The sequence below is a fragment of the Paraburkholderia youngii genome (genome assembly GCF_013366925.1).
In the GTDB taxonomy this organism is placed as follows: domain Bacteria; phylum Pseudomonadota; class Gammaproteobacteria; order Burkholderiales; family Burkholderiaceae; genus Paraburkholderia; species Paraburkholderia youngii.
Genome location: NZ_JAALDK010000001.1, coordinates 172,056 through 195,223, shown reverse-complemented (window position 1 = coordinate 195,223; position 23,168 = coordinate 172,056). Strand labels below are relative to the sequence as shown.

Below are 23,168 nucleotides of genomic sequence, written 5' to 3'. Positions count from 1 at the left end.
CGTTCCTCGCGGAGCCGATCTGCCCGAAACCTCCGGGGGCTACATTGTCAGAAGAGCTTCACACCCCACCGTTGCCAGTGACGCATGTCTTCCTAGGCTACTGCTGGTCGTACAGCAGGTTCCCTTCCTCACCCGGACATCAGGCAAGGCAAAACAATGACACACCGAGCTTTCGCTCGTATCGGTTTGCGAATCCGTTGCTGTTAAAGCGCAGGAATTGCACACGACATCCCGCCTGGTCGGCGGAGATGAAGCCGCTGACTGGGCGGAACCTGACGGTAATCAGGTCAATACAATGCGATTCTCCGGCTGGACAAGCCCGAATCACGCTTCACAAAAAAATATGGGGCGTAGTCCCGAAGGACCACGCACTCAGCTACTAGAAATCACCCCCGAAGGGGCCTCAAGCACATCTTTACTGCAGTCGATGCTCGTAACGTGAGCGAACGGACACGAGCGTGCGTGTCGCACCAACCGGCGCACTATACAAAAATTTCGTTGCACTGTGCGCCGGTTCGGCCGAAATAGGCTGCAAATCAGCCCTTTACGTTGTGGCTACGAGTCGTCCGGTGAGCGCTCGGCCGTCGCCTCGCTCGTTCATCCGCCCCCTTACGAACGGCACTCTGGCGGCGCCAGATTCGCGGCGAGCGTCGGCGCTTCACCCGGCATCGGCCCCGACCCCGGCGCCGGCAGCGACGACGCGCTCTTGCCGCTCGCAAAGCATTCCCACGTCAGCGCACCGGTCTGCACCGTGTCCTTGCTCAACGCGACGCGTGCGCTCGGCGCATCGGCGTTGTCCGGCACCGAGGGCACCAGCGTCATCGTGTTCGCGCCGGCCTGCGCGACGCGCGTCGAGTACGTGATCGTGATCTGGCCGGTGTCGTCGTCGATCTGGATGGACTCGACGTTGCGTGTGGCAGGCGGCGACGCATAACCGCCGCTGAACGCGTTGCCGCTCGCGGCGTTTTCGGCCACCGCGAGCCGCGCCGACGCCGCGAGCGACAAGCCCTCGCCGACCCGGCTGCGCGCCAGATAGTCCTGATACGCGGGAATCGCATAGGCGGCGATCACGCCGACGATCGCCAGCACGATCATCAACTCGATCAACGTGAACCCGAGGCCGCAGCGCCGGCAGAGGCGCGTGAACCAATTCTCGCGCCAGCGTGCGCGGCGTGACCTGCGCGAGAATTGCGTCGATTGGGAGTAAGGGGAATATGGCAAGGTAACGATCATCGGCAGACTCCTGATACGAGAAACGCCCGGCCCGTGGATCGGGAACAGGCGTTTCAATCGTAGCGAGCGACGCTCGCGCGTCACAGTCAGCCGGATGGCCAGGCTTGCATTCGGACGGCATCACGGCTTAGGCAGCGGCGCACCGTCAATGCCATGCTCACACCGCCGCGCGTTTCGCGTTGCGGCGCTTCAACAGATAACCGACGATCACGACGAACAGCGCGCCCGCGATGCTCATCCCGTATTCGGCGACGGGCGTATCGAGGATCGGCCAGCGGTCGCCGGCCGGGTCGTTGACCATCAGGCGTCCCGCGATCCAGCCGAGCAGACCCGCGCCGAACAGCACGATGCCCGGAAAGCGATCGAGCAGCTTCAGAATCAGCTGGCTGCCCCACACGATCAGCGGAATGCTCACGACGAGGCCAAAGATCACCAGAGCCAACCGGTGCTCATGCTCCGCGGCTTCGGCAGCGCCGGCGATCGCGATCACGTTGTCCACGCTCATCACCGCGTCCGCGATGATGATCGTCTTCACCGCCGAGATCAGCTTGTCGGCCGGCTTCACCTTGTCGTGAACGTCGTGCGCGGGCGCCAGCAGGCGCACGCCGATCCACAGCAGCAGCAGGCCGCCCGCGAACTTCAGGAACGGCACGTCGAGCAGCGCGACTGCGAACGCAATCAGCACGACGCGCAGCACGATCGCGCCGGCGGTTCCCCACACGATGCCGCGCATGCGCTGCGACTGCGGCAGACTGCGGCAGGCGAGCGCAATGACGACCGCGTTATCGCCACCGAGCAGAACGTCGATGACGATGATCTGAAAGACCGCGCCCCAATTGAGCGTCGTGAAGAATTCCAGCATGGAAAAAGAATAAGAAAAAATCGACCGGGCGGACAGAAACACGGCGCGAGCACGGACGAAAAAAAGCGGGGGAGTCTGCACTCCCCCGCTTTTCGGGACCGCTCGCTCACGAAAGGACTTCGAAAGCGTATCAAAATCGCGCGCCTACGGCACGCGGATTCGATTTACAGCATCGCCTTCAGAAGCCGCGCCATTTCCGACGGGTTCTTCGTGACCTTGATACCGCATGCGTCCATGATTTCCAGCTTCGCTTCAGCGGTGTCCGCACCGCCCGAGATCAGCGCGCCGGCGTGGCCCATGCGCTTGCCCGGAGGCGCCGTGACGCCAGCGATGAAGCCAACCACCGGCTTCTTCATGTTGCCCTTGATCCACTCGGCAGCGTTCGCTTCGTCCGGACCGCCGATTTCGCCGATCATGATGACGGCGTCCGTATCCGGATCGTCGTTGAACATCTTCATCACGTCGATGTGCTTCAGACCGTTGATCGGGTCGCCGCCGATACCGACTGCCGACGACTGGCCGAGGCCGATCGCGGTCAGCTGGCCGACTGCTTCATACGTCAGCGTGCCCGAACGCGACACGACGCCGATGCGGCCTTTGCGGTGGATGTGACCCGGCATGATGCCGATCTTCAGCTCGTCCGGCGTGATCGTGCCCGGGCAGTTCGGTCCGAGCAGCAGCGTCTTGCGGTTTTCGCGACGCATACGGTCCTTGATCTCGATCATGTCGCGGACGGGGATGCCTTCCGTGATGCAGATTGCGAGATCCAGGTCGGCTTCGACGGCTTCCCAGATTGCCGCGGCAGCGCCTGCCGGCGGAACGTAAATCACCGACACGGTCGCGCCCGTTTCAGCCTTGGCTTCAGCGACGCTCGCGTAGATGGGGATGCCTTCGAAATCTTCGCCCGCACGCTTCGGGTTCACGCCCGCGACGTACGCTTCGCGGCCGTTTGCGTATTCACGGCAAGCACGCGTGTGGAACTGCCCGGTCTTGCCGGTGATGCCCTGCGTGATGACCTTGGTGTCTTTGTTGATCAGAATCGACATGTATTGACCTCTGTTCGTTTGGCGTCGCGCGGTAGCGCCACCCGGCGCGATACTTCACGCCTGTGTCGCTCGCGCGCCGCCACTCGTCATTTTGGCAAATGAGCTGGTAAATGCGCCGTAGACAGGTGGCTTACGCCTTGCCCGAAGCAGCTGCGACGACCTTCTGAGCCGCTTCTTCCATGCTGTCCGCCGAGATGATCGGCAGGCCGGATTCAGCGAGCATCTTCTTGCCCAGGTCTTCGTTCGTGCCCTTCATGCGGACCACGAGCGGCACCTTCAGCGACACGGCCTTCGACGCCGCGATCACGCCTTCCGCGATCACGTCGCAGCGCATGATGCCTCCGAAGATGTTGACCAGAATCGCGGTCAGGTTCGGGTTCTTCAGCATGATCTTGAACGCTTCGGTGACCTTCTCGGTCGTCGCACCACCGCCGACGTCGAGGAAGTTCGCCGGTTCGCCGCCGAACAGCTTGATGGTGTCCATCGTTGCCATGGCGAGGCCAGCGCCGTTCACGAGGCAGCCGATGTTGCCGTCAAGCGAGATGTACGCGAGGTCGAACTTCGACGCTTCGATTTCAGCCGGATCTTCTTCGTCCAGATCGCGGTACGCGACGATTTCCGGGTGACGGAACAGCGCGTTCGAGTCGAAGTTGAACTTCGCGTCGAGTGCGATGACCTTGCCGTCGCCGGTCAGGATCAGCGGGTTGATTTCGGCGAGCGATGCGTCGGTTTCCCAGAATGCCTTGTACAGGCCTTGCAGGATCGCGCGGGCTTGCGGGATCGAAGCGTCGGGCACGCCGATCTTCTTCGCGAGGTCGTCTGCTTCCGAGTCCTTCAGGCCGGTCGACGGATCGACTGCAACCTTGTGGATCAGCTCAGGCGTCTTTTCCGCGACTTCTTCGACGTCCATGCCGCCTTCGCTCGACGCCATCACGACGATCTTCTGCGAAACGCGATCAATCACGAGACCGACATACAGTTCCTTCTTGATGTCGGCGCCTTCTTCGATCAGCAGGCGGTTCACCTTCTGGCCTTCCGGACCGGTCTGGTGCGTGACGAGCTGCATGCCGAGGATCTGGTTCGAGTACTCGCGAACCTGTTCCAGCGACTTGGCGACCTTGACGCCGCCGCCCTTGCCACGGCCACCTGCGTGGATCTGAGCCTTGACGACCCACACCGGGCCGCCGAGCTCTTCCGCGGCCTTGACCGCATCATCCACCGAGAAGACCGGCTTGCCGCGCGGTACCGCGACGCCGAATTTCCGCAGGATTTCCTTACCCTGGTACTCGTGAATCTTCATGCGTGATTCCCTTCAGTCTGAGAGTTGGATAGAACTTCGATTCCGTTTTGCCGCCGTTCAGGCCGACGCGTCGCCGCCTCGTGCGCGGGCCGCCGCGTCGTCCGACGAGGCCGCGCGTTCCGCCGGACGCGGTGCGTGGCCATACCAGCGCGGATAAAACTGTTTCACCGCCTCGCCGTCGAAACGCAGCGCATGGCAGCGTCCCAGCTGGAATGGCGGCTTGTCGTTGGAATGCTCGCCTGTGCCGTTAGACGATTCGTCTCCCGAACCCGCGTTCGCGCCCGGCGTGCCTTCATCGGTGTTCCAAACTTCGCCGGCGAACGCCTGGATCGCGGCGGTCGGCAGCATCGCGCACAGCTCGGTGAGATGCGTGCAACCGGCCGTGCCGGCCAGCAAACGGGCAGCATCGCGACGGAAGTTATGGAACAGATTGAGCCCGATGAGGGCACGGTAGGCGGGATTGCTGGCCTGGCATAACCCTGGATAGGGCACCCAGTCGGACGACGCCTCGGCGTCGACGACGTTGAGCTTGCGATCGATGGTGATGCGAAGCCAGAGTTCATGGATCGGCTGACCATTGGGCCGGATTCCCGACGGAAGCGCCACATCGCGAGGCTTTTCGTCGGTCAGGCACGCTTCCACATCCCACAGGCCATCGGCTCGCTCGTAAGCTTCCGCTCTGATTGCGCGACGATGGCGCAACTGACGGGACACTGGCGGGGAGAGCGACATGCGGGAAGGAAAGGCCGGATTGGAAAACCTTTGGATTTTAGCATAACGGGTATTTGGGACAGCCCCGATTGCGCACGGCCTCGCGCCGGGTTATGGCGTGGCAATCGACGGCCGTCAGGGCTGACGTGCTAGTCGCCGTCCCAGATGTCGTCGATACCCTTCAGGATCTTGCCGATCGTCGCGCCGGAGAAGCCACGCGACGCCAGGAAGCGCGCCTGCTTCGCGCGCTCCGCCGGCGTTTGTGGCAGCTGGCCGAACTTCTTGAGCCAGACCGCCTGGGCGCGCGCGAGTTCGGTTGCACGCAATTGCGCACTCGCCTCTTCGACGACCGCCGGGTTCAGCGCGTGCTGCTTCAGTTCACCGAGAATGCGGCTCGTGCCAAGCCGCGATGCGCGCCGGTGAACCAGACTTTCCGCGAAGCGCGAGTCCGATAGCCAGTTTTCGGCTTCCAGCGAGTCAAGCACCGTGTCGAGCGAATCGGTTTCCTCGACGTAGGGCTTCAGCTTGCGCGCGAGTTCGGCGCGGCTATATTCGCGACGCGACAGATAGCCGAGCGCCCGTGCTTTCAGCGAACGGGCTGGGCGTTGGGATTTTCTGCTGTCGTCTTGGTCGGCCTGCCCCGGCTTCACTTCGTCGGCCTGGCGACGCGAACGGCTGTAGGTGACTTCGGAGGGGGGGCGGGAATCGCGCCCGGAGAAATCCGGGCTGGACGATGCTGCAGGGGATGCAGACCGTGTACGCTGCGGCCCGCGGCCTGAGGCGCGGTCGTGTGCGTCGAACGATTCGAACGGATCGAATGGATCGCCGGAATCTGGCGATCCATCCGCCGTGTCGCGCGGGCCGTCCGGATGGCGTCCAGAGTCGGAACCGGACAGCGGCCGGCCTTTGCGTATCACGTGATGCTTACTCTTCTTCGTCCGCGACTTCAGCGCCCGCGCCAGTCACGGCGTCCGCCATCGCGGTGACGCCCAGCGATTCGCGGATACGGTTTTCGATTTCGCGAGCGATGTCCGGATTTTCGCGCAGGAATTCACGCGCGTTGTCCTTGCCCTGACCGATCCGCTCGCCGTTGTAGCTGTACCATGCGCCAGCCTTGTCGACGATCTTCGCCTGCACGCCGAGGTCGATGATTTCGCCCTGACGCGAGATGCCCTCGCCGTACAGGATGTCGAAGATCGCTTCGCGGAACGGCGGCGACACCTTGTTCTTGACAACCTTCACGCGCGTTTCGTTGCCGATCACTTCGTCGTTCTTCTTGATCGAACCGATGCGGCGGATGTCCAGACGCACCGACGCGTAGAACTTCAGCGCATTACCGCCCGTGGTGGTTTCCGGGTTGCCGAACATCACGCCGATCTTCATGCGGATCTGGTTGATGAAGATCACGAGGCAGTTCGTGCGCTTGATCGTGCCGGTCAGCTTGCGCAGTGCCTGCGACATCAGACGCGCCTGCAGACCCGGCAGCGAGTCGCCCATTTCGCCTTCGATTTCCGCCTTCGGCACCAGCGCCGCCACCGAGTCGATCACGATCATGTCGATCGAGCCCGAGCGCACCAGCGCGTCGGCGATTTCGAGCGCCTGCTCGCCGGTGTCCGGCTGCGAGACCAGCAGGTCGGCGACGTTCACGCCGAGCTTGCCCGCGTATTGAATGTCCAGCGCGTGTTCCGCGTCGATGAACGCCGCGGTGCCGCCGAGCTTCTGCATTTCGGCGATGACCTGAAGCGTCAGCGTGGTTTTACCGGACGATTCCGGACCGTAGATTTCGACCACGCGGCCGCGCGGCAAACCGCCGACGCCCAATGCGATGTCGAGGCCGAGCGATCCGGTGGAGACCACCTGGATGTCTTCGACTGCCTCACCTGCGCCGAGCCGCATGACCGACCCTTTGCCGAACTGCTTTTCGATCTGCGCGAGCGCGGCGGCGAGAGCCTTGCTCTTTTCAGCAGTCAGTCCAGCCGAGCCTTTCTTGCTTTCTTCCATGAATCGTCCTTTGCTATGATGAACGGCGTCTGAGGCAGGTGTGCACCCGTGGTTTCACTCGAATTGAGCGGAGCCTGCAGGACATCACACGAAACGCAGACACTGTATAAAAAAACAGTGGTTTTGGCAAGCGCGATTATCATGCGAACGCGCATTTTTACTGTCGCGTCACCCCCACTACCCACAATAATGTTCGGAGACCGCTGCGCGCCGGGGCAAGCCCCACGGTGCCGGCAAAGCCAGGCTGGCGCACCATGCGAATTCTGATTGCCGAAGACGACAGCATACTCGCGGACGGTCTGGTTCGATCACTCCGCCAATCGGCCTATGCGGTCGATCACGTCAAAAGCGGCGTAGAAGCCGATACCGCGTTGTCAATGCAGACGTTCGACCTATTGATCCTCGATCTGGGCCTGCCGCGCATGTCCGGGCTCGAGGTGCTGCGCCGCCTGCGCGCGCGCAATTCGAACCTGCCCGTGCTGATCCTGACCGCCGCAGACAGTGTGGACGAACGCGTCAAAGGCCTCGACCTCGGCGCCGACGATTACATGGCCAAGCCCTTCGCGCTGAACGAACTCGAAGCTCGCGTGCGCGCGCTGACGCGGCGCGGTGCCGGCGGTGGCCCGACCGTCGTGCGGCATGGCTCACTGTCGTTCGATCAGGTGGGCCGCATCGCCTATGTCAACGACCAGGTGATCGATCTGTCCGCGCGCGAGCTCGGTCTGCTCGAAGTGCTGCTGCAACGGATCGGCCGGCTGGTCTCGAAAGAGCAGCTGGTCGACCATCTTTGCGAATGGGGCGAGGAAGTCAGCAACAACGCGATCGAAGTCTACGTGCACCGGCTGCGCAAGAAGATCGAGCCGAGCGGCGTGCGCATCATCACCGTGCGCGGGCTCGGCTACTGCCTCGAAAAAGCGGCGCCGCCGGCGAATGCGAACACGCCCGCCGCCGCTGCCGGCTCCGAGCCGCAAACGGCACAAGCGGCACAAGCGGCACCACCATCCACCGCGCCGTCGTCTGCCGCGATGCCGGCGAGCCATCACTACAAATAGAGGCCAGCGATGTCCGCACGCGCTGATCGCGCCACGGCGCACGCGGCGGACCTCGACGAGGCGCGCGACGCGCGCTACGCCAACCCGTTCGCCCCGCCCGACGAAACCGAAGCCGCCGCCGAAGCGCGTCCGCGCTCCCTGTTCGGCGAGATTCTCGACTGGATGCTCGCGCCGCTGCTGCTGCTGTGGCCGATGAGCCTCGCGGTCACCTATCTGGTCGCGAAGTCGATCGCGAACGGCCCGTTCGACCGCGCGCTCGAAACCGACGCCTATGTGCTCGCGCGCCAGATCCATCCGGTCAACGGCGTCGCGGAGCTGTCGCTGCCCGAGTCGACGCGCGATTTCCTGCGCGCCGACAACGTCGACAGCGTGTTCTTTCAGGTGCTCGGCACGCGCGGCGAGCTGGTGGCCGGCGAGCGCGACATGCCGCTGCCGCACGAGGAGGACCGCCCGCCACCGGGCCTCGTCGAATTCCGCGACGACGTGCTGCGCGGCAATGACATCCGCGTCGCGTATACGACCGTCGAGTTTCCGCAGACGCCGGGCGCGCAGCCCGTGCTGGTGCAGGTCGCCGAAACGCTCGACAAGCGCAGCCAGCTCGCCAACGACATCATCAAGGGCGTGATCCTGCCGCAGTTCGTGATTCTGCCGCTCGCGATCCTGCTCGTGTGGTTCGGGCTGTCGCGCGGGCTGGAACCGCTGCATGCGCTGCAGGCGCATATCCGCGCGCGCCGGCCGGACGATCTGTCGCCGCTCGAAGCGCGCCGCGCGCCGCCGGAAATCGAGCCGCTCGTCACGTCGTTCAACGATCTGCTCACGCGCCTCGAACAGAACATGGAGCTGCAAAAGCGCTTCATCGCCGACGCCGCGCATCAGATGAAAACGCCGCTCGCCGGCCTGCGCACGCAGGCCGAGCTTGCGCTGCGCCAGAACGCGTCGGCCGAGGTGCATCGCTCGCTCGAACAGATCGCGACCAGTTCCGAGCACGCCGCGCGGCTCGTCACACAGCTGCTCGCGCTCGCGCGCGCGGAGAACCGTCGGTCGGGGCAGATCTTCACGCCGGTCGAACTCGGCGAACTCGCCCGCAGCGCGGTGCGCGAATGGGTGCAGGCCGCGCTCGCGAAGCAGATGGACCTCGGCTACGAAGCACCCGACGAGCCGGTCGAAGTCGCTGGCAATCCGGTGATGCTGCGCGAAATGCTGTCGAATCTGATCGACAACGCGATCCGGTATACGCCGGCGGGCGGCCGCATCACCGTGCGCGTGCGCCACGACGCCCCGGCGCGGCTCGTGCATCTGGAAGTCGAGGACACCGGGCTCGGCATTCCGGCCAGCGAGCGCTCGCGCGTGGTCGAGCGCTTCTACCGGATTCTGGGCCGCGAGGGCGACGGCAGCGGCCTCGGTCTCGCGATCGTGCGCGAGATCGCGGCGATGCACGGCGGCGAGCTCGCCATCGACGACAACGTCTACCAGGAGTCGCCGCGGCTCGCCGGCACCCTGGTGCGCGTCAGCTTGCAGGTGCTCGAACGGGGGCGGGACTTACCCTAACACGGCCGGATCGTCAGCTTGATCGTCAGCGTGTTTTTGAGATATTTCAGCGCGGATTGCGCAAATATCGCCGCACAATGACCGAAATTGATTGCCTGTTCGCCGGTTTACCGGACTACCCCAGGTTTTGGCGTCGAGTCAGAACGCCGTAAGTTTCCACTCCAATAATCGGTTGCACGGGGACGCCTGCGCTGGCGATCCGTGTGTATATCAATATTGGAGACGACATATGGCTACCGTTGGCGGGCAACTCTCGCACGCGCCGATGACGCGCGATGAGAAGCGGGTGATCTTCGCATCGTCGCTGGGTACGGTTTTCGAGTGGTACGACTTTTATCTGGCCGGCTCGCTTGCGGCCTTCATCAGCAAGAGCTTCTTTTCCGGCGTCAATCCGACCGCGGCGTTCATCTTCACGCTGCTCAGCTTCGCCGCGGGCTTCGCGGTGCGGCCGTTCGGCGCGATCGTATTCGGGCGGCTCGGCGACATGGTCGGGCGCAAGTACACGTTCCTGATCACGATCATCATCATGGGCCTGTCGACGTTCCTCGTCGGCTTCCTGCCGGGCTATGCCGCGATCGGCATCGCTTCGCCGGTTATCTTCATCGCGATGCGTTTGCTGCAGGGTCTCGCGCTCGGCGGCGAGTACGGCGGCGCCGCGACCTACGTGGCCGAACACGCGCCGGCGAACCGCCGCGGCTTCTACACCGCGTGGATCCAGACCACCGCGACGCTCGGCCTGTTCCTGTCGCTGCTCGTGATCCTCGGCGTACGCACTTTCATGGGCGAAGACTCGTTCGGCGCCTGGGGCTGGCGCATTCCGTTCGTCGTGTCGATCCTGCTGCTCGCGGTGTCGGTGTGGATTCGCCTGCAACTGCATGAGTCGCCGGTGTTCGCGCGCATCAAGGCCGAGGGCAAGACCTCGAAGGCGCCGCTCTCCGAAGCGTTCGGCCAGTGGAAGAACCTGAAGGTCGTGATTCTCGCGCTGCTCGGCCTGACGGCCGGCCAGGCTGTCGTGTGGTACACGGGCCAGTTCTACACGCTGTTCTTCCTCACACAGACGCTGAAGGTCGACGGCACGAGTGCCAACATCATGATCGCGCTCGCGCTGCTGATCGGCACGCCGTTCTTCCTGTTCTTCGGCTCGCTGTCGGATCGGATCGGCCGCAAGCCGATCATCATGGCCGGTCTGCTGATCGCCGCGCTGACCTACTTCCCGCTGTTCAAGGCGCTCACGCACTACACGAACCCGGCGCTCGAAGCCGCGACCGCGAAGTCGCCGATCGTCGTGATCGCCGATCCGGGCGAGTGCTCGTTCCAGTTCAACCCGGTGGGCACGGCTAAGTTCGTGACCTCGTGCGATATCGCGAAGGGCGCGCTGTCGCGAGCCGGCCTGAACTACGACAACGTCGCGGCGCCGGCCGGCACGATCGCGCAGATCCGCGTGGGTGATACGGTCGTCAACACGTTCGACGGCCGCGCCCCGGATGCGAAGGAGCAAGCCAAGGCCTTCGAGAAGACGCTCGCCGCGACGCTGAAGGCCGCCGGCTACCCGCCGAAGGCCGATCCGGCTCAGATCAACTGGCCGATGAGCATCGTGGTCCTGACGATCCTCGTGATCTACGTAACGATGGTCTACGGTCCGATCGCGGCGATGCTGGTCGAGATGTTCCCGACGCGCATCCGTTATACGTCGATGTCGCTGCCGTATCACATCGGCAATGGCTGGTTCGGCGGCTTCCTGCCGGCGACCGCGTTCGCGATCGTCGCGGCGCGGGGCAACATCTACTCGGGGCTCTGGTATCCGATCATCATCGCGGCGATCACCTTCGTGATCGGCATGCTGTTCGTGCGCGAGACCAAGGACTCGGATATCTACGCAAAAGATTGAGCGGACCGCCAGTCTGGGCTATCTGAAAAACTTGTGCGCCGGGGGTTGACAGCCTCCGGTTGCCCCAGCATAATCTCGCTTCTTTCGGCGAATTAGCTCAGTCGGTTAGAGCGACGGAATCATAATCCGCAGGTCCGGGGTTCGAGTCCCTGATTCGCCACCAGCTTCAAGAAAAAGCCGCTGTCCCACAAGGACAGCGGCTTTTTTGTTTTTCACCGCTGCCACGTCAACTCAGGTCGTTACCCGATCCGGCCGGTGTCGGGTGAAAGAGAAGCGCCACGACGGTCATCAGCCCGAAGGCCGCACCCGCATAAAACGTCATGGCTGCACCCACACGTTCCCACAACTGACCTGCGATAACGCTCGAAACCAGCGTCACGATGCCGCTCAGCAGATTGAAGAAACCAAACGCAGTCCCACGCAAATGCGCTGGCGCCGTGTGCGCGACCATCGTGGCGAGCAGGCCTTGCGTCATCCCCATGTGCAGCCCCCAAAGCGCTACCCCGACGACGACCATGCTCCAGTGGCTGCCGTGTGCCAGCACGAGGTCGGCGCCGATCAACACGACCAGACCACCGATCAGCAGCCGCGTATGACGCATCGTGTCCGCGAGCTTTCCGAATGGATAAGCGGACAGCGCGTAGACCACATTCATTACCACCATGACCAGCGGAACGAGCGCAATCGGTACGCCGCTGCTCATCGCACGAAGAACCAGAAAAGCCTCGCTGAATCGCGCCAACGCGAACACAGCCCCTATCCCTACGACCCACCAGTAGTCCAAACCAAGGTCACTGAGACTCTGCCACCGCACAGGGTTGCTTCTTTGGGCAGGAGGCTCGTGCTCAGGCTCGGTGATACCGAACGTCAACAGCGCGACCGCGAGCACCCCAGGAATGACGGCAAGCCAGAACGCAAGCCGAAAATTGTCTGCCCAGATCAGCATGATGAGAACCGCCAGCAGCGGTCCGAGAAACGCACCGACCGTATCGAGCGATTGGCGCAGGCCGAAGGCCGCGCCACGCAGGTGCTGCGGCGTGACATCTGCAATGAGCGCATCGCGAGGCGCACCGCGAATGCCCTTGCCGACACGGTCGATGACGCGCGCCGTCACCACGACTCCCACCGACGACGCAATGGCAAAAAGCGGCTTGCTCATCGCGCCGAGCGCATACCCGGCTACGGCGAGCCACTTTCGGTTGCCGAGGTAGTCGCTTAGCGTTCCCGAAAACACCTTGACGATTTGGGCCGTGGCCTCCGCGACGCCTTCGATGAGCCCAATCGCGCCGGCCCCGGCGCCAAGGCTCGCCAACAGAAACATCGGCAGCAGGCTGTGGATGATTTCGGATGAGATGTCCATGAAAAGACTCACACATCCTAGAACCCACACGCTGCGTGGAATCTGCCGGACGGCATTGACTTGCGGTTCGTTTCGCATTCGATAGATGGCATCAAATAACAGGTCGAAACGGCACGGCGCATGCGAGCGCTAGCGCAGTTCGCTACGACCGCTACATCTTATGGCATGGCTGAGTCGGATACCCGTGTGGCGCGTGATCGACGGCGGCGCAAGAATTGCTGATGAAGTGTGGGAAATGCCCAGCGCTGGGTTCGGCTCGTTCATCGCGATCGATGGAACGAACGACGAGCAGCAGCGTCGCAGAGTATGGGCAGTGAAGCGCCGCGGGTTTCGTTGGCAGCTCCGTCTCTTGAGAGAATAGCGCCCCGAGAAAGTCTGGCAAGTTCTCTCCGGAGGTTCAACGCGCGTCCACGATGCAGAACCTGGCAGGCTTCCTTCCGCAATTCCGTCGCAACTTCGAGGAGGTTCCTTAATGACGTTCCGCACCGTCGCGCTTGCCGCAACCACCGCTGCGCTCACGCTCGCCGGCACGACCGCCGTCCTCACCGCACAGGCCCAAACGCCGAGCACTTCCGACGGTCAATGGCGCGCCAGCTCGACCATGCTCGCGACGCTTCTGCAGGACGGCTACAAGATCGTCGCCGTGGTCAACAACGGGCCGGCCGACACGATCTTCGTGCAGCGCGATCAGAGCGCGTTCAAATGCATCGATGCGCAGCAACCGGAAGCAAAAGCGAAAACGGCGGCGGCGGGCTGTTACGAGCTGGTACCGCCGAGCGGCGGCGCCCCAGCGTCGGAATCCAAATAACGTGATTTGAAGCGCGTGCCAGCGTCGCTCGGGCTCGCGCGAAAGACTTCAGCGTCTCGCCAACACCGCGACGCTTCAGCGATCCACCAGCCGGCTCAAGTTGCCGCGCACGCGCTGGAGCAGCGCGATCAACTGCGCCGCTTCTTCATCGCTGAAACCATCGAGCGCTTCGAGCGCGACCTCGTCGCCGACCTTGCGCGCCTTGCCGAGCGTGCGCTCGGCCTTCGGCGTCATGCGCACCTGGCGCTCGCGGCGATCCTGCGGATTCGCGGTCCGCTCGATCCAGCCGCCCTCCTCCATCCGGTCGAGCAGCCGGCCCGCCGAGATCGGCGCGACCTCCAGCAGATCCGCGAGCCGGGCCTGATTGATCTCGCCGTAATGGCCGAGATAGGCGAGCACGCGACATTGCGCGCGAGTCAGGTCGACCGACGACTTCGCATGATCGTCGAAACGCTTGCCCGCCAGCCGGCCGACGTCGTAGATCAGAAAGCCGAAGCGCTCTTCGAATTGGGTTTTCATGCGCGGATTATACGGAAGCACTTCGGCTTACAGCGCGCCTGCGCCTGCGCATGCGTTCCAGCTTCAGCACAACTCCCGATCGCGCAAACACACATTGACGATATACTAAGCATGCTTACGATATCGATCCTCCCCCACCTTTCATGTCTTCCGCCTCCACGCCGGCGAGCGCCACTGAGCTGCTCAACCGGCCGATGATCACGATCTCGATCATGCTCGCGACGCTGATCCAGACGCTCGACAGCACGATCGCCAACGTGGCGCTGCCGCATATGCAGGGCACGCTGTCCGCGTCGCAGGACGAGATCACGTGGGTGCTGACTTCCTATATCGTCGCTGCCGCGATCGCCACGCCGCTCACCGGCTGGCTGGCGGACCGCCTCAGCGTCAGGCGGCTGCTGCTGATCGCGATCGGCGGCTTCACGGTGGCGTCCGCGTTGTGTGGACTCTCCGAGACGCTGCCGCAGATCGTCGTGTCGCGTTTGCTGCAAGGGATCTTCGGCGCGTCGCTGGTGCCGCTTTCGCAATCGATCCTGCTCGACATCAACCCGCGTGAAAAGCAGGGCCAGGCGATGGCCGTATGGGGCATGGGCGTGATGGTTGGACCGATTCTCGGGCCGACGCTCGGCGGCTGGCTCACCGATAGCTACAACTGGCGCTGGGTGTTCTTCATCAACGTGCCGATCGGCGCGTTCGCGCTGTTCGGCGTCGCGACCTTCCTGCCGAAGCGCGAGCCCAAGCACGACGTGAAGTTCGACGCGTTCGGCTTCATCACGCTCGGCCTCGCGATCGGCGCATTGCAGGCGATGCTCGATCGCGGCGAGCAGCTCGACTGGTTTTCATCGACCGAGATCGTGATCGAGGCGCTCGTCGCGGCGATCAGCTTCGCGTTTTTCCTCGTCCACACGGCGACCGTCGGCGAGCGCTCGTTTTTCAAGTACAAGTTGCTGAAGGACCCGAACTTTGCGACCGGCACGTTCTTCATCTTCGTGATCGGCGCGGTGATGTACGCGACCCGCGCGCTGCTGCCGCCGATGCTGCAAAACCTGATGGGTTATCCGGTCGCGACCACGGGCCTCGTCACCGCGCCGAGCGGCGCCGGCACGATGGTCGCGATGCTGATCGCCGGCCGGCTGCTCAAGCGCGTCGATGCGCGGCTGCTATTGCTCTGCGGCTTCCTGATCTCGGCGTTCGCGCTGTGGCAGATGATGCATTACACGATCGTGCTGTCGGAGTCGAACATCGTGTGGCCAGGCGTAATCCAAGGCTTCGGGCTCGGTCTCGTGTTCGTGCCGCTGTCTGCACTGACGTTCTCGACGCTGTCGCCGGAGTTGCGCGCGGACGGCACCGCGACTTATAGCTTGATGCGCAATATCGGCAGCAGTATCGGCATTTCGATCGTCCAGACGCTGATGACGCGCAACACGCAAATCTCGCACGCGGACCTCGCCGCGAACGTGACCGCGTTCAATCCGGCGCTGCAGTCGATGCTCGACGGCGGCTCGCGCTACGACATCGCGGCACTGAACGCGTCGATCACGCAGCAGGCGGCGATGGTCGCGTATCTGAACGACTTCAAGCTGATGTTCGTGGCAACGCTGCTGGTCATCCCGCTATTGCTGCTGATCCGGCCGTCGCATAAAGCGCTGGATGCGTCGGCCGCGCATGCGGCGATGGATTGAGATCGAGCGCGGCGCCGTCCGTCTCAGCCTTCGATTCGCCCGCGCGTCACGCCAAGCAATGACGACATCGCCGCGTACGCCGCGGCGGCATCGCGCGCGCGGATGGCGTCGTACACCGCCGTGTGCTCGGCGAGCGACGCGTTGAACACATCGGCGCGTTTCGCATTGAGCCGCAACTGTGCCTCGAGCGTGCGCTCGATCAGCGCGCCAAGCGGAATCAGCAATTCGTTGCTGCACGCGGTCAGCACGCTCAGATGGAACTGCAGATCCGCACGCACCCACTCATCGACGTTACGCGCCGCCACCATCGCGGCATGGGCGGCCGCAAGCGCGCCCAACGTGTCATCGGTGCACGCGGTGGCCGCAAGGCCGGCCGCGTAAGGCTCGATCATCTCGCGCATTTCCTGCAGTTTGAGCGCAAACGCCATCGGCTCGGCGACGCGCGAATACCAGTCGAGCAGATCGGCATCGAGCAGATTCCACGCGGACTTGACCCGCACCCGCGTACCCACGCGCGGCCGCGATTCGATCAGCCCTTTCGACGTCAGCGTGCGCAGCGCCTCGCGCAACACCGTGCGGCTCACGCCGAACGTCTCCATTAACTCGGCTTCGCGAGGCAGGATCGACTCCGGCGCATAGTCGCCGCGCAGAATCGCGGTCGCGAGCAGTTGGGTGACTCGTCCATGCAGATCGTGCGGAATGGTTTTCTCCTCGCGGGTGGTGGTCTCGTCGCGCAACGCGGCAACAAGTATTCCAAATCTCACCACTATGTGGCAAATAGTACTATTAATAGTATTTAAATGCACTTTTGTTGTAGCATGGAATTCCCAAAATTCTTTGCGTTCCGGCCGATCGTCAGGAGACACACACCATGAAAATCACCAAGCTCGAAACCTTCGTCGTCCCGCCGCGCTGGTGCTTCCTCAAGATCGAGACCGATGAGGGCATCGTCGGTTGGGGCGAGCCGGTGGTGGAAGGCCGCGCGCATACGGTCGCCGCGGCCGTCGAGGAACTCTCCGATTATCTGATCGGCAAGGACCCGCTGCTGATCGAGGATCACTGGCAGGTGATGTACCGCGCGGGCTTCTATCGCGGCGGCCCGATCACGATGAGCGCGATCGCCGGCGTCGATCAGGCACTGTGGGACATCAAGGGCAAGCATCATGGCGTGCCGGTGCATGCGCTGCTCGGCGGCCAGGTGCGCGACAAGATCAAGGTCTACTCGTGGATCGGCGGCGACCGCCCCAGCGATGTCGCCAACAACGCGCGCGCGGTGGTCGAGCGCGGTTTCAAGGCCGTCAAGATGAACGGCTCGGAAGAGCTGCAGATCATCGACACCTTCGACAAGGTGCAAGGCGTCATCAACAACGTCGCGGCGGTGCGCGAGGCGGTCGGGCCGAACATCGGCATCGGCGTGGACTTCCACGGCCGCGTGCACAAGCCGATGGCGAAGGTGCTCGCCAAGGAACTCGATCCGTACAAGCTGCTGTTCATCGAAGAGCCGGTGCTGTCGGAGAACGCCGAGGCGCTGCGCGACATCGTCAATCAGACCAACACGCCGATCGCGCTCGGCGAGCGTCTGTATTCGCGCTGGGACTTCAAGCACATCCTGTCGGGCGGCTACGTCGACATCATCCAGCCGGACGCTTCGCACGCAGGTGGCATCACCGAGTGCCGCAAGATCGCCGCGATGGCCGAAGCCTACGATGTCGCGCTTGCGCTGCATTGTCCGCTCGGCCCGATCGCGCTCGCGACCTGCCTGCAGATCGACGCGGTCAGCTACAACGCGTTCATCCAGGAACAGAGCCTCGGCATCCATTACAACCAGGGCAACGACCTGCTCGATTACATCAAGAACCCGGAAGTCTTCAAGTATGAAGACGGCTTCGTGTCGATCCCGCAAGGCCCGGGCCTCGGCATCGAGGTCAACGAAGAAAAGGTGCGCGAGATGGCGAAGGTTGGTCATCGCTGGCGCAATCCGGTGTGGCGTCACACGGACGGCAGCGTGGCCGAATGGTGACTCGCGGGCCATTGCGCCCGCGCGTTCCGGCTATGTGACGCGCGGGCCGCCCCTCCCTGCCTCGATCCCCGCACAGCCTTATCCCGCCCGGCTCTCGCGACGTTTGTTCGGTACCGGACAGACGCATGGTCTGCTCCTTGCTGAAATGCATGCCGACAACGCATGCCGCGGGGAACACCATGGGCGAATTCCTTCCTGACTATCTGATCCGCGAACAGGCGGCGGTCGGTGCGCTGGTCGTCTTCGGCGTGCTGCGCATCATCGGCGCGATGGTCGCCTACGAGCGCGGATGGAGCATCGCGGTGGTCGGGAAATTCTTTATCGCCGCGGCAGTGCTGTACTGCCTGCCGCAGGTTTTCGATCTGCTCACGCAGATGGTCGGCACGCACGCTGCCGGCGCCGAACTCGAAGGGAAGGCCGCGGGCTGCGCGATCGCGTTGTTCTGCGCGCCGATTCTCGGTCATCGCCTCGGCCTCGAGTAAGCGCGCAGCGAGCCGGACCGCGTGATGCGACTGACGCCTGCATTGCTGGAACGCGCGCGCGACGACGCGCTGCTTGCCTGAAGAGTAGTAGCGGGTGCGCTGGCAACAGCCAGGCGACCGTGTGTATTGCGCCGCACGTGCTTTGCAGTGCGGCGCTTTTTTATGCGGCGCGCCGCGCGTTCAGCCGAGCGCAGCGAACGCCGGCACGGTGTGCGACAACGCGGCCGCGACGACGAACACGCCGATCATCACGAGCGCTTCCAGATACATCACGTTGACGAAGGTATGCGCATCCATCGTCGACGCGGTGCGACGCAGGCGCGGCAGCGCCGACGTGCGGTTCAGCGCGCCGAGCACCAGCGCGAGCGCGACCAGCACGAGCTTCAACGTCAGCACGTGTCCCCACGTGCTCGCCTGAATCGCTTCGAACGACCCGCCCGAGCCGCGCACCGCATTGAAGACGCCCGACAGCAACACCAACGCGACCGCGACGAGCGAGACGTTCGACACCTGGGTCGCCGTGCGAATCAGCATGCCGCGCGCGGTCGATGCGCCGAGCGCCGGCAGCACCGCGAAGCCCGCGGCCATCGCGACACCGCCCCATACGCTCGTCGCGAGCACGTGCAGCGTCTGCATGCCGATCGCGGCCGATACGACGCCGGCATCGGCCGCATGACCGAGCGACGCCTTGCCCGCCGAAATCGCGAGCACCGCGAGCCACAGCAGCGTGTTACGCAGCATGCCCGTGCCGTGGCTCAGCGCGGTGCCGAGCAGCACCAGTGCGCCGCCGAACGCGACGCTCCAACCATAGCCGACATGCGTTTGCGTCAGCACCGTCGGCACCATGCCGAATGCCGCGGGCAACGCTACGCCGCTCATCGACGCCGCCTGATACAGCAGCCAGCCGAGATCCGCGAGCACCAGCACGATGGTGGCCGCGAGCATCGAGCGATGTGCGCGCATCCAGCCGGGCCGCGCCGGTGAAGTGCCTTGCTGCCCGTCCTTCGCGAGCCATGCGCCGAGTAGCGCCGAGCCAACGGCGAAGCCGAACGCGACGTTCATGAGCGCGGCCATTGCGACCTGCCCGATCCACAGTCCGTCGAAGTTCATTTGACGTTGAACGCGAAGTCGCCTTGCGTACGATGGCCATCGGTGGCCACCGCGACCCAGTGCACCGAATAGCGGCCGCTCGTCAGCTGAGGCAGCGCGAGGTGCATCTCGCGGGCGTCCGCGCTATCGACCGTCGACGCGGTCGAAGTCGCAGGCTTGCCGCTTGTATCGGCGAGTGTGATCTTGCTGAACGCAGGCTCGAGCGGCTCGGTGAAATGGATGGTCACGTCGGCGGGCGCGACGGCCTCGGCGTTCGCGGCCGGCACGCTCGAGATCAGATGCGCATGCGCGAACGCGGTGGATGACATGGCCAGCGCCACCGCGCCGGACATCAACGCTCGCAGCGTCGATGAGGAGAAATCGAATAGCTTCATGTGGGGCCGATAGCGGATGAGAACGAACGAAACAGAGCCGGGCCGACGACGCGCATCGTCTGCACGACGGCCGGCGAGCCCGGAAGTGTACGCTTCGATGGCGCGCACGGGGATCGGTTCAACCTTGCTTGATGAGACAACGATATTGATCACGACGCACGACGCAACTGAAGTCCGAAACTGGCAAACGCGACACACTGTCGCATGGCGGTCACACCTGGAACCGCATCTAATGCGGCAAATAGGCACCATCACCCTTCGATGATAGAATGCTGCGTCGCCGCAGCGACGGCTGTCCTTCACACCGAGCCGCCCGAAGTTCGGTCAGGTCCCCGATTCTGATGGAGTTACGCGTGTCTTCAAGACGCCTCTTCCGCCCGTTGCTTGCCCTTCTGCTGATCGGCTCCGCGGGTGTCTATAGCGCTGCGAAAGCGCAGACTCAACCGAAGGCCCCCGACACGATGGAAGCGCGCGTGCAAGGCTGCACGGCTTGCCACGGCTCGCATGGGCAAGGCACCGACAATGACTACTTCCCGCGTCTCGCGGGCAAGCCGGCGGGATATCTGTTCAATCAGTTGCAGAACTTCCGTGAAGGGCGCCGCAAGTACCCGCCGATGAACTACCTCGTCACGTATCTCTCCGACGACTACCTGCATCAGATCGCCAACTTCTTCTCGCAGCAGCGTCCGCCGTATCCGACGCCGGCCAGGCCGACGGTCTCGGCCACCACGCTCGCGCGCGGTGAGCAGATCGTGCTGCATGGTGATGCGAACAAGCAGGTGCCCGCTTGCGCGGCCTGCCACGGCAAGGCGCTGACCGGTATGGAACCGGCGATCCCGGGTCTCGTGGGCCTGCACGCCGACTACATCAGCGCGCAGCTCGGCTCATGGCGTTCGGGCACGCGTCGTGCGATCGCACCGGACTGCATGCACACCATCGCCACGCGCCTTAGCGACGAAGACGTGAACGCCGTCGCGGCCTGGCTTGCCACGCAGCAGGCTCCGCAAAACCCCGTGCCGGCTCCGGCCCGCTCCTTGAAGACTCCGCTTGCCTGCGGCAGCGAACCGCAATAAGGCGCCGGGAGAGACATTCAAATGAAACGCAAGTCTTTGTTCGCCCTCTCTGCAGTCGTCGTGGTCGCGGCCGCCGCACTCGTTCCCGTCCTGTGGTCGGGCGGCGACCATCTGCATAGCAGCGGCGCGGCCGTCGCGGCAACGCCCGCGGACCAGGCCGACCTGATCAAGAAGGGCGAGTATCTCGCCCGCGCGGGCGACTGTATCGCCTGCCACACCGTGCGCGGCGGCCAGCCGTTCGCGGGCGGCCTGCCGATGGCCACGCCATTCGGCACGATGTTCACGCCGAACATCACGCCTGACGACCAGTACGGCATCGGCAAGTGGACCCAGGACGACTTCTATCGCGCGATGCACACCGGCCGCTCGAAAGATGGCAGCCTGCTCTATCCGGGCTTCCCGTTCACGAGCTACACGAAGGTCACGCGCGCCGACTCCGACGCGATCTACGCGTACCTGCGCTCCGTCGCGCCGGTCAACGTCCCGAGCCGTCCGCACGAACTGAAATTCCCGTTCAACCAGCGCAACATGCTGATCGGCTGGCGCACGCTGTTCTTCCGTGAAGGCGAGTTCAAGCCGGACCCGACCAAGTCGGTCGAATGGAACCGCGGTGCGTATCTGGTCGAAGGTCTCGGCCACTGCGGCATGTGCCATACGTCGATCAACGCGATGGGCGGCCCGGTCAGCTCGGCGGCGTTCGCGGGCGGTCTGATTCCGCTGCAGAACTGGTATGCGCCGTCGCTGACGTCGAACAAGGAAGCCGGCCTCGGCGACTGGGACCTGAGGGATATCGCCGATCTGCTGAAGACCGGCGTGTCGACCCGCGGCGCGGTGTTCGGTCCGATGGCCGAAGTGGTTCACAACAGCCTGCAGTATCTGTCGACCGAAGACATCAACGCGATGGCGACGTACCTGAAGACGATTCCGCAGAAGAGCGAAGCACCGGAACCGCTGCAGCTCGAAACCTCGGAAAAGTTCGGCGGCGAACTGCTGAAGCAAGGTCAGAAGATCTACGCTGACAACTGCGCGAAGTGCCACGAAGACAATGGTCTCGGCCGCCCGCCGGCATTCCCGCCGCTCGCGAACAACCAGTCGATCCAGATGCCGTCGGCGGTCAACCCGATCCGCATGGTGCTGAACGGCGGTTATCCGCCGAGCACGGACGCGAACCCGCATCCGTACGGCATGCCGCCGTTCGCACAGTCTCTGTCGAATCAGGAAGTCGCAGCGGTCGTGACGTACATCCGTATGTCCTGGGGCAACCACGGTACGGCCGTGTCGCCACAGCAAGTGGCCGAGTTGCGTTCGGCGCCGCTCGACTAAGCAGGGTTCGACGTACCCTGGGCGCGGCCTGCGAGTTTCGCGGCCGCGCCCTTCGTTTTTTCAGTACCGGTATCATGTGGGCCTGTTTGTGTTGGTGGTCGCCTTCATGGACCGTGCAGGAGGAAAGAGTCGTGCCCTTTGGTGAGCGTTTGAACAGCATTACCCATCTCGTCGGCGCCGTGCTGTCGGTGGTGGGGCTGGCGGCGCTCGTCACGATGGGCGCGCTCGCCGGCGACGCGTACAAGGTCGTCAGCTTCAGCGTGTATGGTGCGATGCTGTTCGTGCTGTATGCGATCTCGACGCTGTATCACAGCGTCAGCCATGCGCGACTGAAGGCGATTCTGCAGAAATGCGATCATTCGGCGATCTACCTGCTGATCGCCGGCAGTTACACGCCGTTCACGCTCGTCACGTTGCGTGGACCGTGGGGCTGGTCGCTATTCGGCGTGAGCTGGGGGCTCGCTGCCCTCGGCATCGTGCAGGAACTCACGCTCGGGCGACGCACCCGCAGCGTGTCGATGGTGCTGTATGTGTTGATGGGATGGCTCGCGCTCGTAGCTGTCCGCCCGCTGGTGCAGGCATTGCCGGCCGCGGGTACCGCGTGGCTCGTGGCCGGCGGCGTCATCTACAGCGCCGGCATCTATTTCTTCATCAACGACGAGCGCATCCGCCACGGACATGGTATCTGGCACCTGTTCGTACTGGCGGGCAGTCTGTGTCAATTCGTCAGTGTCGCGCGCTATGTCGCGTGACGTTCCACGGCGACGAATTGCAAC

At 63.8% G+C, this 23,168-nt stretch carries 22 protein-coding genes and 1 tRNA gene; 11 read left to right on the top strand and 12 right to left on the bottom strand.

The annotated features are described in order from the left end of the window. Nucleotides 1-609: 609 nt before the first annotated feature. From G5S42_RS00925 to recA, 7 genes are all read right to left on the bottom strand, one after another. Entirely contained in the window at nt 610-1,233 is a 624-nt protein-coding gene (locus tag G5S42_RS00925) for a pilin (RefSeq protein WP_176105129.1), read from the bottom strand. A gap of 157 nt (nt 1,234-1,390) precedes the next feature. Further along, complete coding sequence (locus G5S42_RS00920) at nt 1,391-2,095, bottom strand: TerC family protein (RefSeq protein ID WP_176105128.1); 705 nt, start codon at nt 2,093-2,095, stop codon at nt 1,391-1,393. A 164-nt stretch (nt 2,096-2,259) separates the two neighbouring features. Continuing rightward, nucleotides 2,260-3,141: a succinate--CoA ligase subunit alpha gene (sucD, locus tag G5S42_RS00915; RefSeq protein ID WP_008920420.1), complete on the bottom strand. Its 882-nt coding sequence runs from the start codon at nt 3,139-3,141 to the stop codon at nt 2,260-2,262. Between the two features lie 130 nt (nt 3,142-3,271). Next, a complete protein-coding gene (gene sucC / locus G5S42_RS00910; protein WP_013090442.1) occupies nt 3,272-4,441 on the bottom strand; it encodes an ADP-forming succinate--CoA ligase subunit beta in 1,170 nt (389 codons plus the stop codon). 57 nt (nt 4,442-4,498) lie between these two features. Beyond that, nucleotides 4,499-5,173, bottom strand: a complete 675-nt coding sequence (locus tag G5S42_RS00905) for a DUF2889 domain-containing protein (RefSeq protein WP_176105127.1) — start codon at nt 5,171-5,173, stop codon at nt 4,499-4,501. Between the two features lie 128 nt (nt 5,174-5,301). After that, the gene (gene recX / locus G5S42_RS00900; RefSeq protein WP_176105126.1) at nt 5,302-6,069 is read right to left on the bottom strand and encodes a recombination regulator RecX; all 768 of its coding nucleotides are present in this window, start codon (nt 6,067-6,069) and stop codon (nt 5,302-5,304) included. A gap of 7 nt (nt 6,070-6,076) precedes the next feature. Next, nucleotides 6,077-7,153: a recombinase RecA gene (recA, locus tag G5S42_RS00895; protein WP_176105125.1), complete on the bottom strand. Its 1,077-nt coding sequence runs from the start codon at nt 7,151-7,153 to the stop codon at nt 6,077-6,079. Nucleotides 7,154-7,407: 254 nt separating this feature from the next. Between recA and G5S42_RS00890 the strand changes: the two genes are divergently transcribed. The 4 genes from G5S42_RS00890 (at nt 7,408) to G5S42_RS00875 (ending at nt 11,804) form a co-directional block, all read left to right on the top strand. Further along, nucleotides 7,408-8,205, top strand: coding sequence for a response regulator transcription factor (locus tag G5S42_RS00890; RefSeq protein ID WP_176105124.1), 798 nt, complete (start codon nt 7,408-7,410; stop codon nt 8,203-8,205). A gap of 9 nt (nt 8,206-8,214) precedes the next feature. Then, entirely contained in the window at nt 8,215-9,753 is a 1,539-nt protein-coding gene (locus G5S42_RS00885; RefSeq protein ID WP_176105123.1) for a sensor histidine kinase, read from the top strand. Between the two features lie 229 nt (nt 9,754-9,982). After that, nucleotides 9,983-11,641 (top strand): MFS transporter, encoded by a 1,659-nt coding sequence (locus G5S42_RS00880; RefSeq protein WP_176105122.1) that lies wholly within the window; start codon nt 9,983-9,985, stop codon nt 11,639-11,641. Between the two features lie 86 nt (nt 11,642-11,727). Then, nucleotides 11,728-11,804, top strand: a tRNA-Met gene (locus tag G5S42_RS00875). Between the two features lie 63 nt (nt 11,805-11,867). Here the strand turns inward: G5S42_RS00875 and G5S42_RS00870 are convergent. Then, nucleotides 11,868-13,079, bottom strand: coding sequence for an MFS transporter (locus tag G5S42_RS00870; RefSeq protein ID WP_176105121.1), 1,212 nt, complete (start codon nt 13,077-13,079; stop codon nt 11,868-11,870). Nucleotides 13,080-13,473: 394 nt separating this feature from the next. Between G5S42_RS00870 and G5S42_RS00865 the strand changes: the two genes are divergently transcribed. After that, nucleotides 13,474-13,809, top strand: a complete 336-nt coding sequence (locus G5S42_RS00865) for a hypothetical protein (RefSeq protein WP_176105120.1) — start codon at nt 13,474-13,476, stop codon at nt 13,807-13,809. Nucleotides 13,810-13,884: 75 nt separating this feature from the next. On the opposite strand, the gene G5S42_RS00860 is transcribed toward G5S42_RS00865, so the two are convergent. Beyond that, on the bottom strand, nt 13,885-14,328 hold the full coding sequence (locus G5S42_RS00860; RefSeq protein WP_176105119.1) for a MarR family winged helix-turn-helix transcriptional regulator: 444 nt from the start codon (nt 14,326-14,328) through the stop codon (nt 13,885-13,887). 143 nt (nt 14,329-14,471) lie between these two features. On the opposite strand from G5S42_RS00860, the gene G5S42_RS00855 reads away from it, so the two are divergent. Then, nucleotides 14,472-16,010 carry a DHA2 family efflux MFS transporter permease subunit gene (locus tag G5S42_RS00855; protein ID WP_176105118.1) on the top strand — a complete coding sequence of 513 codons (1,539 nt, stop codon included), beginning with the start codon at nt 14,472-14,474 and terminating at the stop codon, nt 16,008-16,010. Between the two features lie 23 nt (nt 16,011-16,033). Here the strand turns inward: G5S42_RS00855 and G5S42_RS00850 are convergent, their stop codons facing one another. Beyond that, on the bottom strand, nt 16,034-16,747 hold the full coding sequence (locus tag G5S42_RS00850) for a FadR/GntR family transcriptional regulator (protein ID WP_176110252.1): 714 nt from the start codon (nt 16,745-16,747) through the stop codon (nt 16,034-16,036). Nucleotides 16,748-16,881: 134 nt separating this feature from the next. On the opposite strand from G5S42_RS00850, the gene dgoD reads away from it, so the two are divergent. After that, nucleotides 16,882-18,030 (top strand): galactonate dehydratase, encoded by a 1,149-nt coding sequence (gene dgoD / locus G5S42_RS00845; protein WP_176105117.1) that lies wholly within the window; start codon nt 16,882-16,884, stop codon nt 18,028-18,030. Nucleotides 18,031-18,209: 179 nt separating this feature from the next. Then, the gene (locus G5S42_RS00840) at nt 18,210-18,512 is read left to right on the top strand and encodes a hypothetical protein (protein ID WP_176105116.1); all 303 of its coding nucleotides are present in this window, start codon (nt 18,210-18,212) and stop codon (nt 18,510-18,512) included. A gap of 180 nt (nt 18,513-18,692) precedes the next feature. On the opposite strand, the gene G5S42_RS00835 is transcribed toward G5S42_RS00840, so the two are convergent. Beyond that, entirely contained in the window at nt 18,693-19,622 is a 930-nt protein-coding gene (locus G5S42_RS00835) for a CopD family protein (protein WP_176105115.1), read from the bottom strand. Continuing rightward, a complete protein-coding gene (gene copC, locus G5S42_RS00830; protein WP_176105114.1) occupies nt 19,619-19,996 on the bottom strand; it encodes a copper homeostasis periplasmic binding protein CopC in 378 nt (125 codons plus the stop codon). Before copC ends, G5S42_RS00835 begins: the two co-directional genes overlap by 4 nt. A gap of 341 nt (nt 19,997-20,337) precedes the next feature. Here copC and G5S42_RS00825 point away from each other — a divergent pair, with 341 nt between their 5' ends. From G5S42_RS00825 to trhA, 3 genes are all read left to right on the top strand, one after another. Further along, the gene (locus G5S42_RS00825; protein WP_176105113.1) at nt 20,338-21,069 is read left to right on the top strand and encodes a c-type cytochrome; all 732 of its coding nucleotides are present in this window, start codon (nt 20,338-20,340) and stop codon (nt 21,067-21,069) included. Between the two features lie 21 nt (nt 21,070-21,090). Then, nucleotides 21,091-22,392 carry a c-type cytochrome gene (locus G5S42_RS00820; RefSeq protein ID WP_176105112.1) on the top strand — a complete coding sequence of 434 codons (1,302 nt, stop codon included), beginning with the start codon at nt 21,091-21,093 and terminating at the stop codon, nt 22,390-22,392. Nucleotides 22,393-22,523: 131 nt separating this feature from the next. Next, entirely contained in the window at nt 22,524-23,144 is a 621-nt protein-coding gene (trhA, locus tag G5S42_RS00815; RefSeq protein WP_176105111.1) for a PAQR family membrane homeostasis protein TrhA, read from the top strand. Nucleotides 23,145-23,168: the final 24 nt, after the last annotated feature.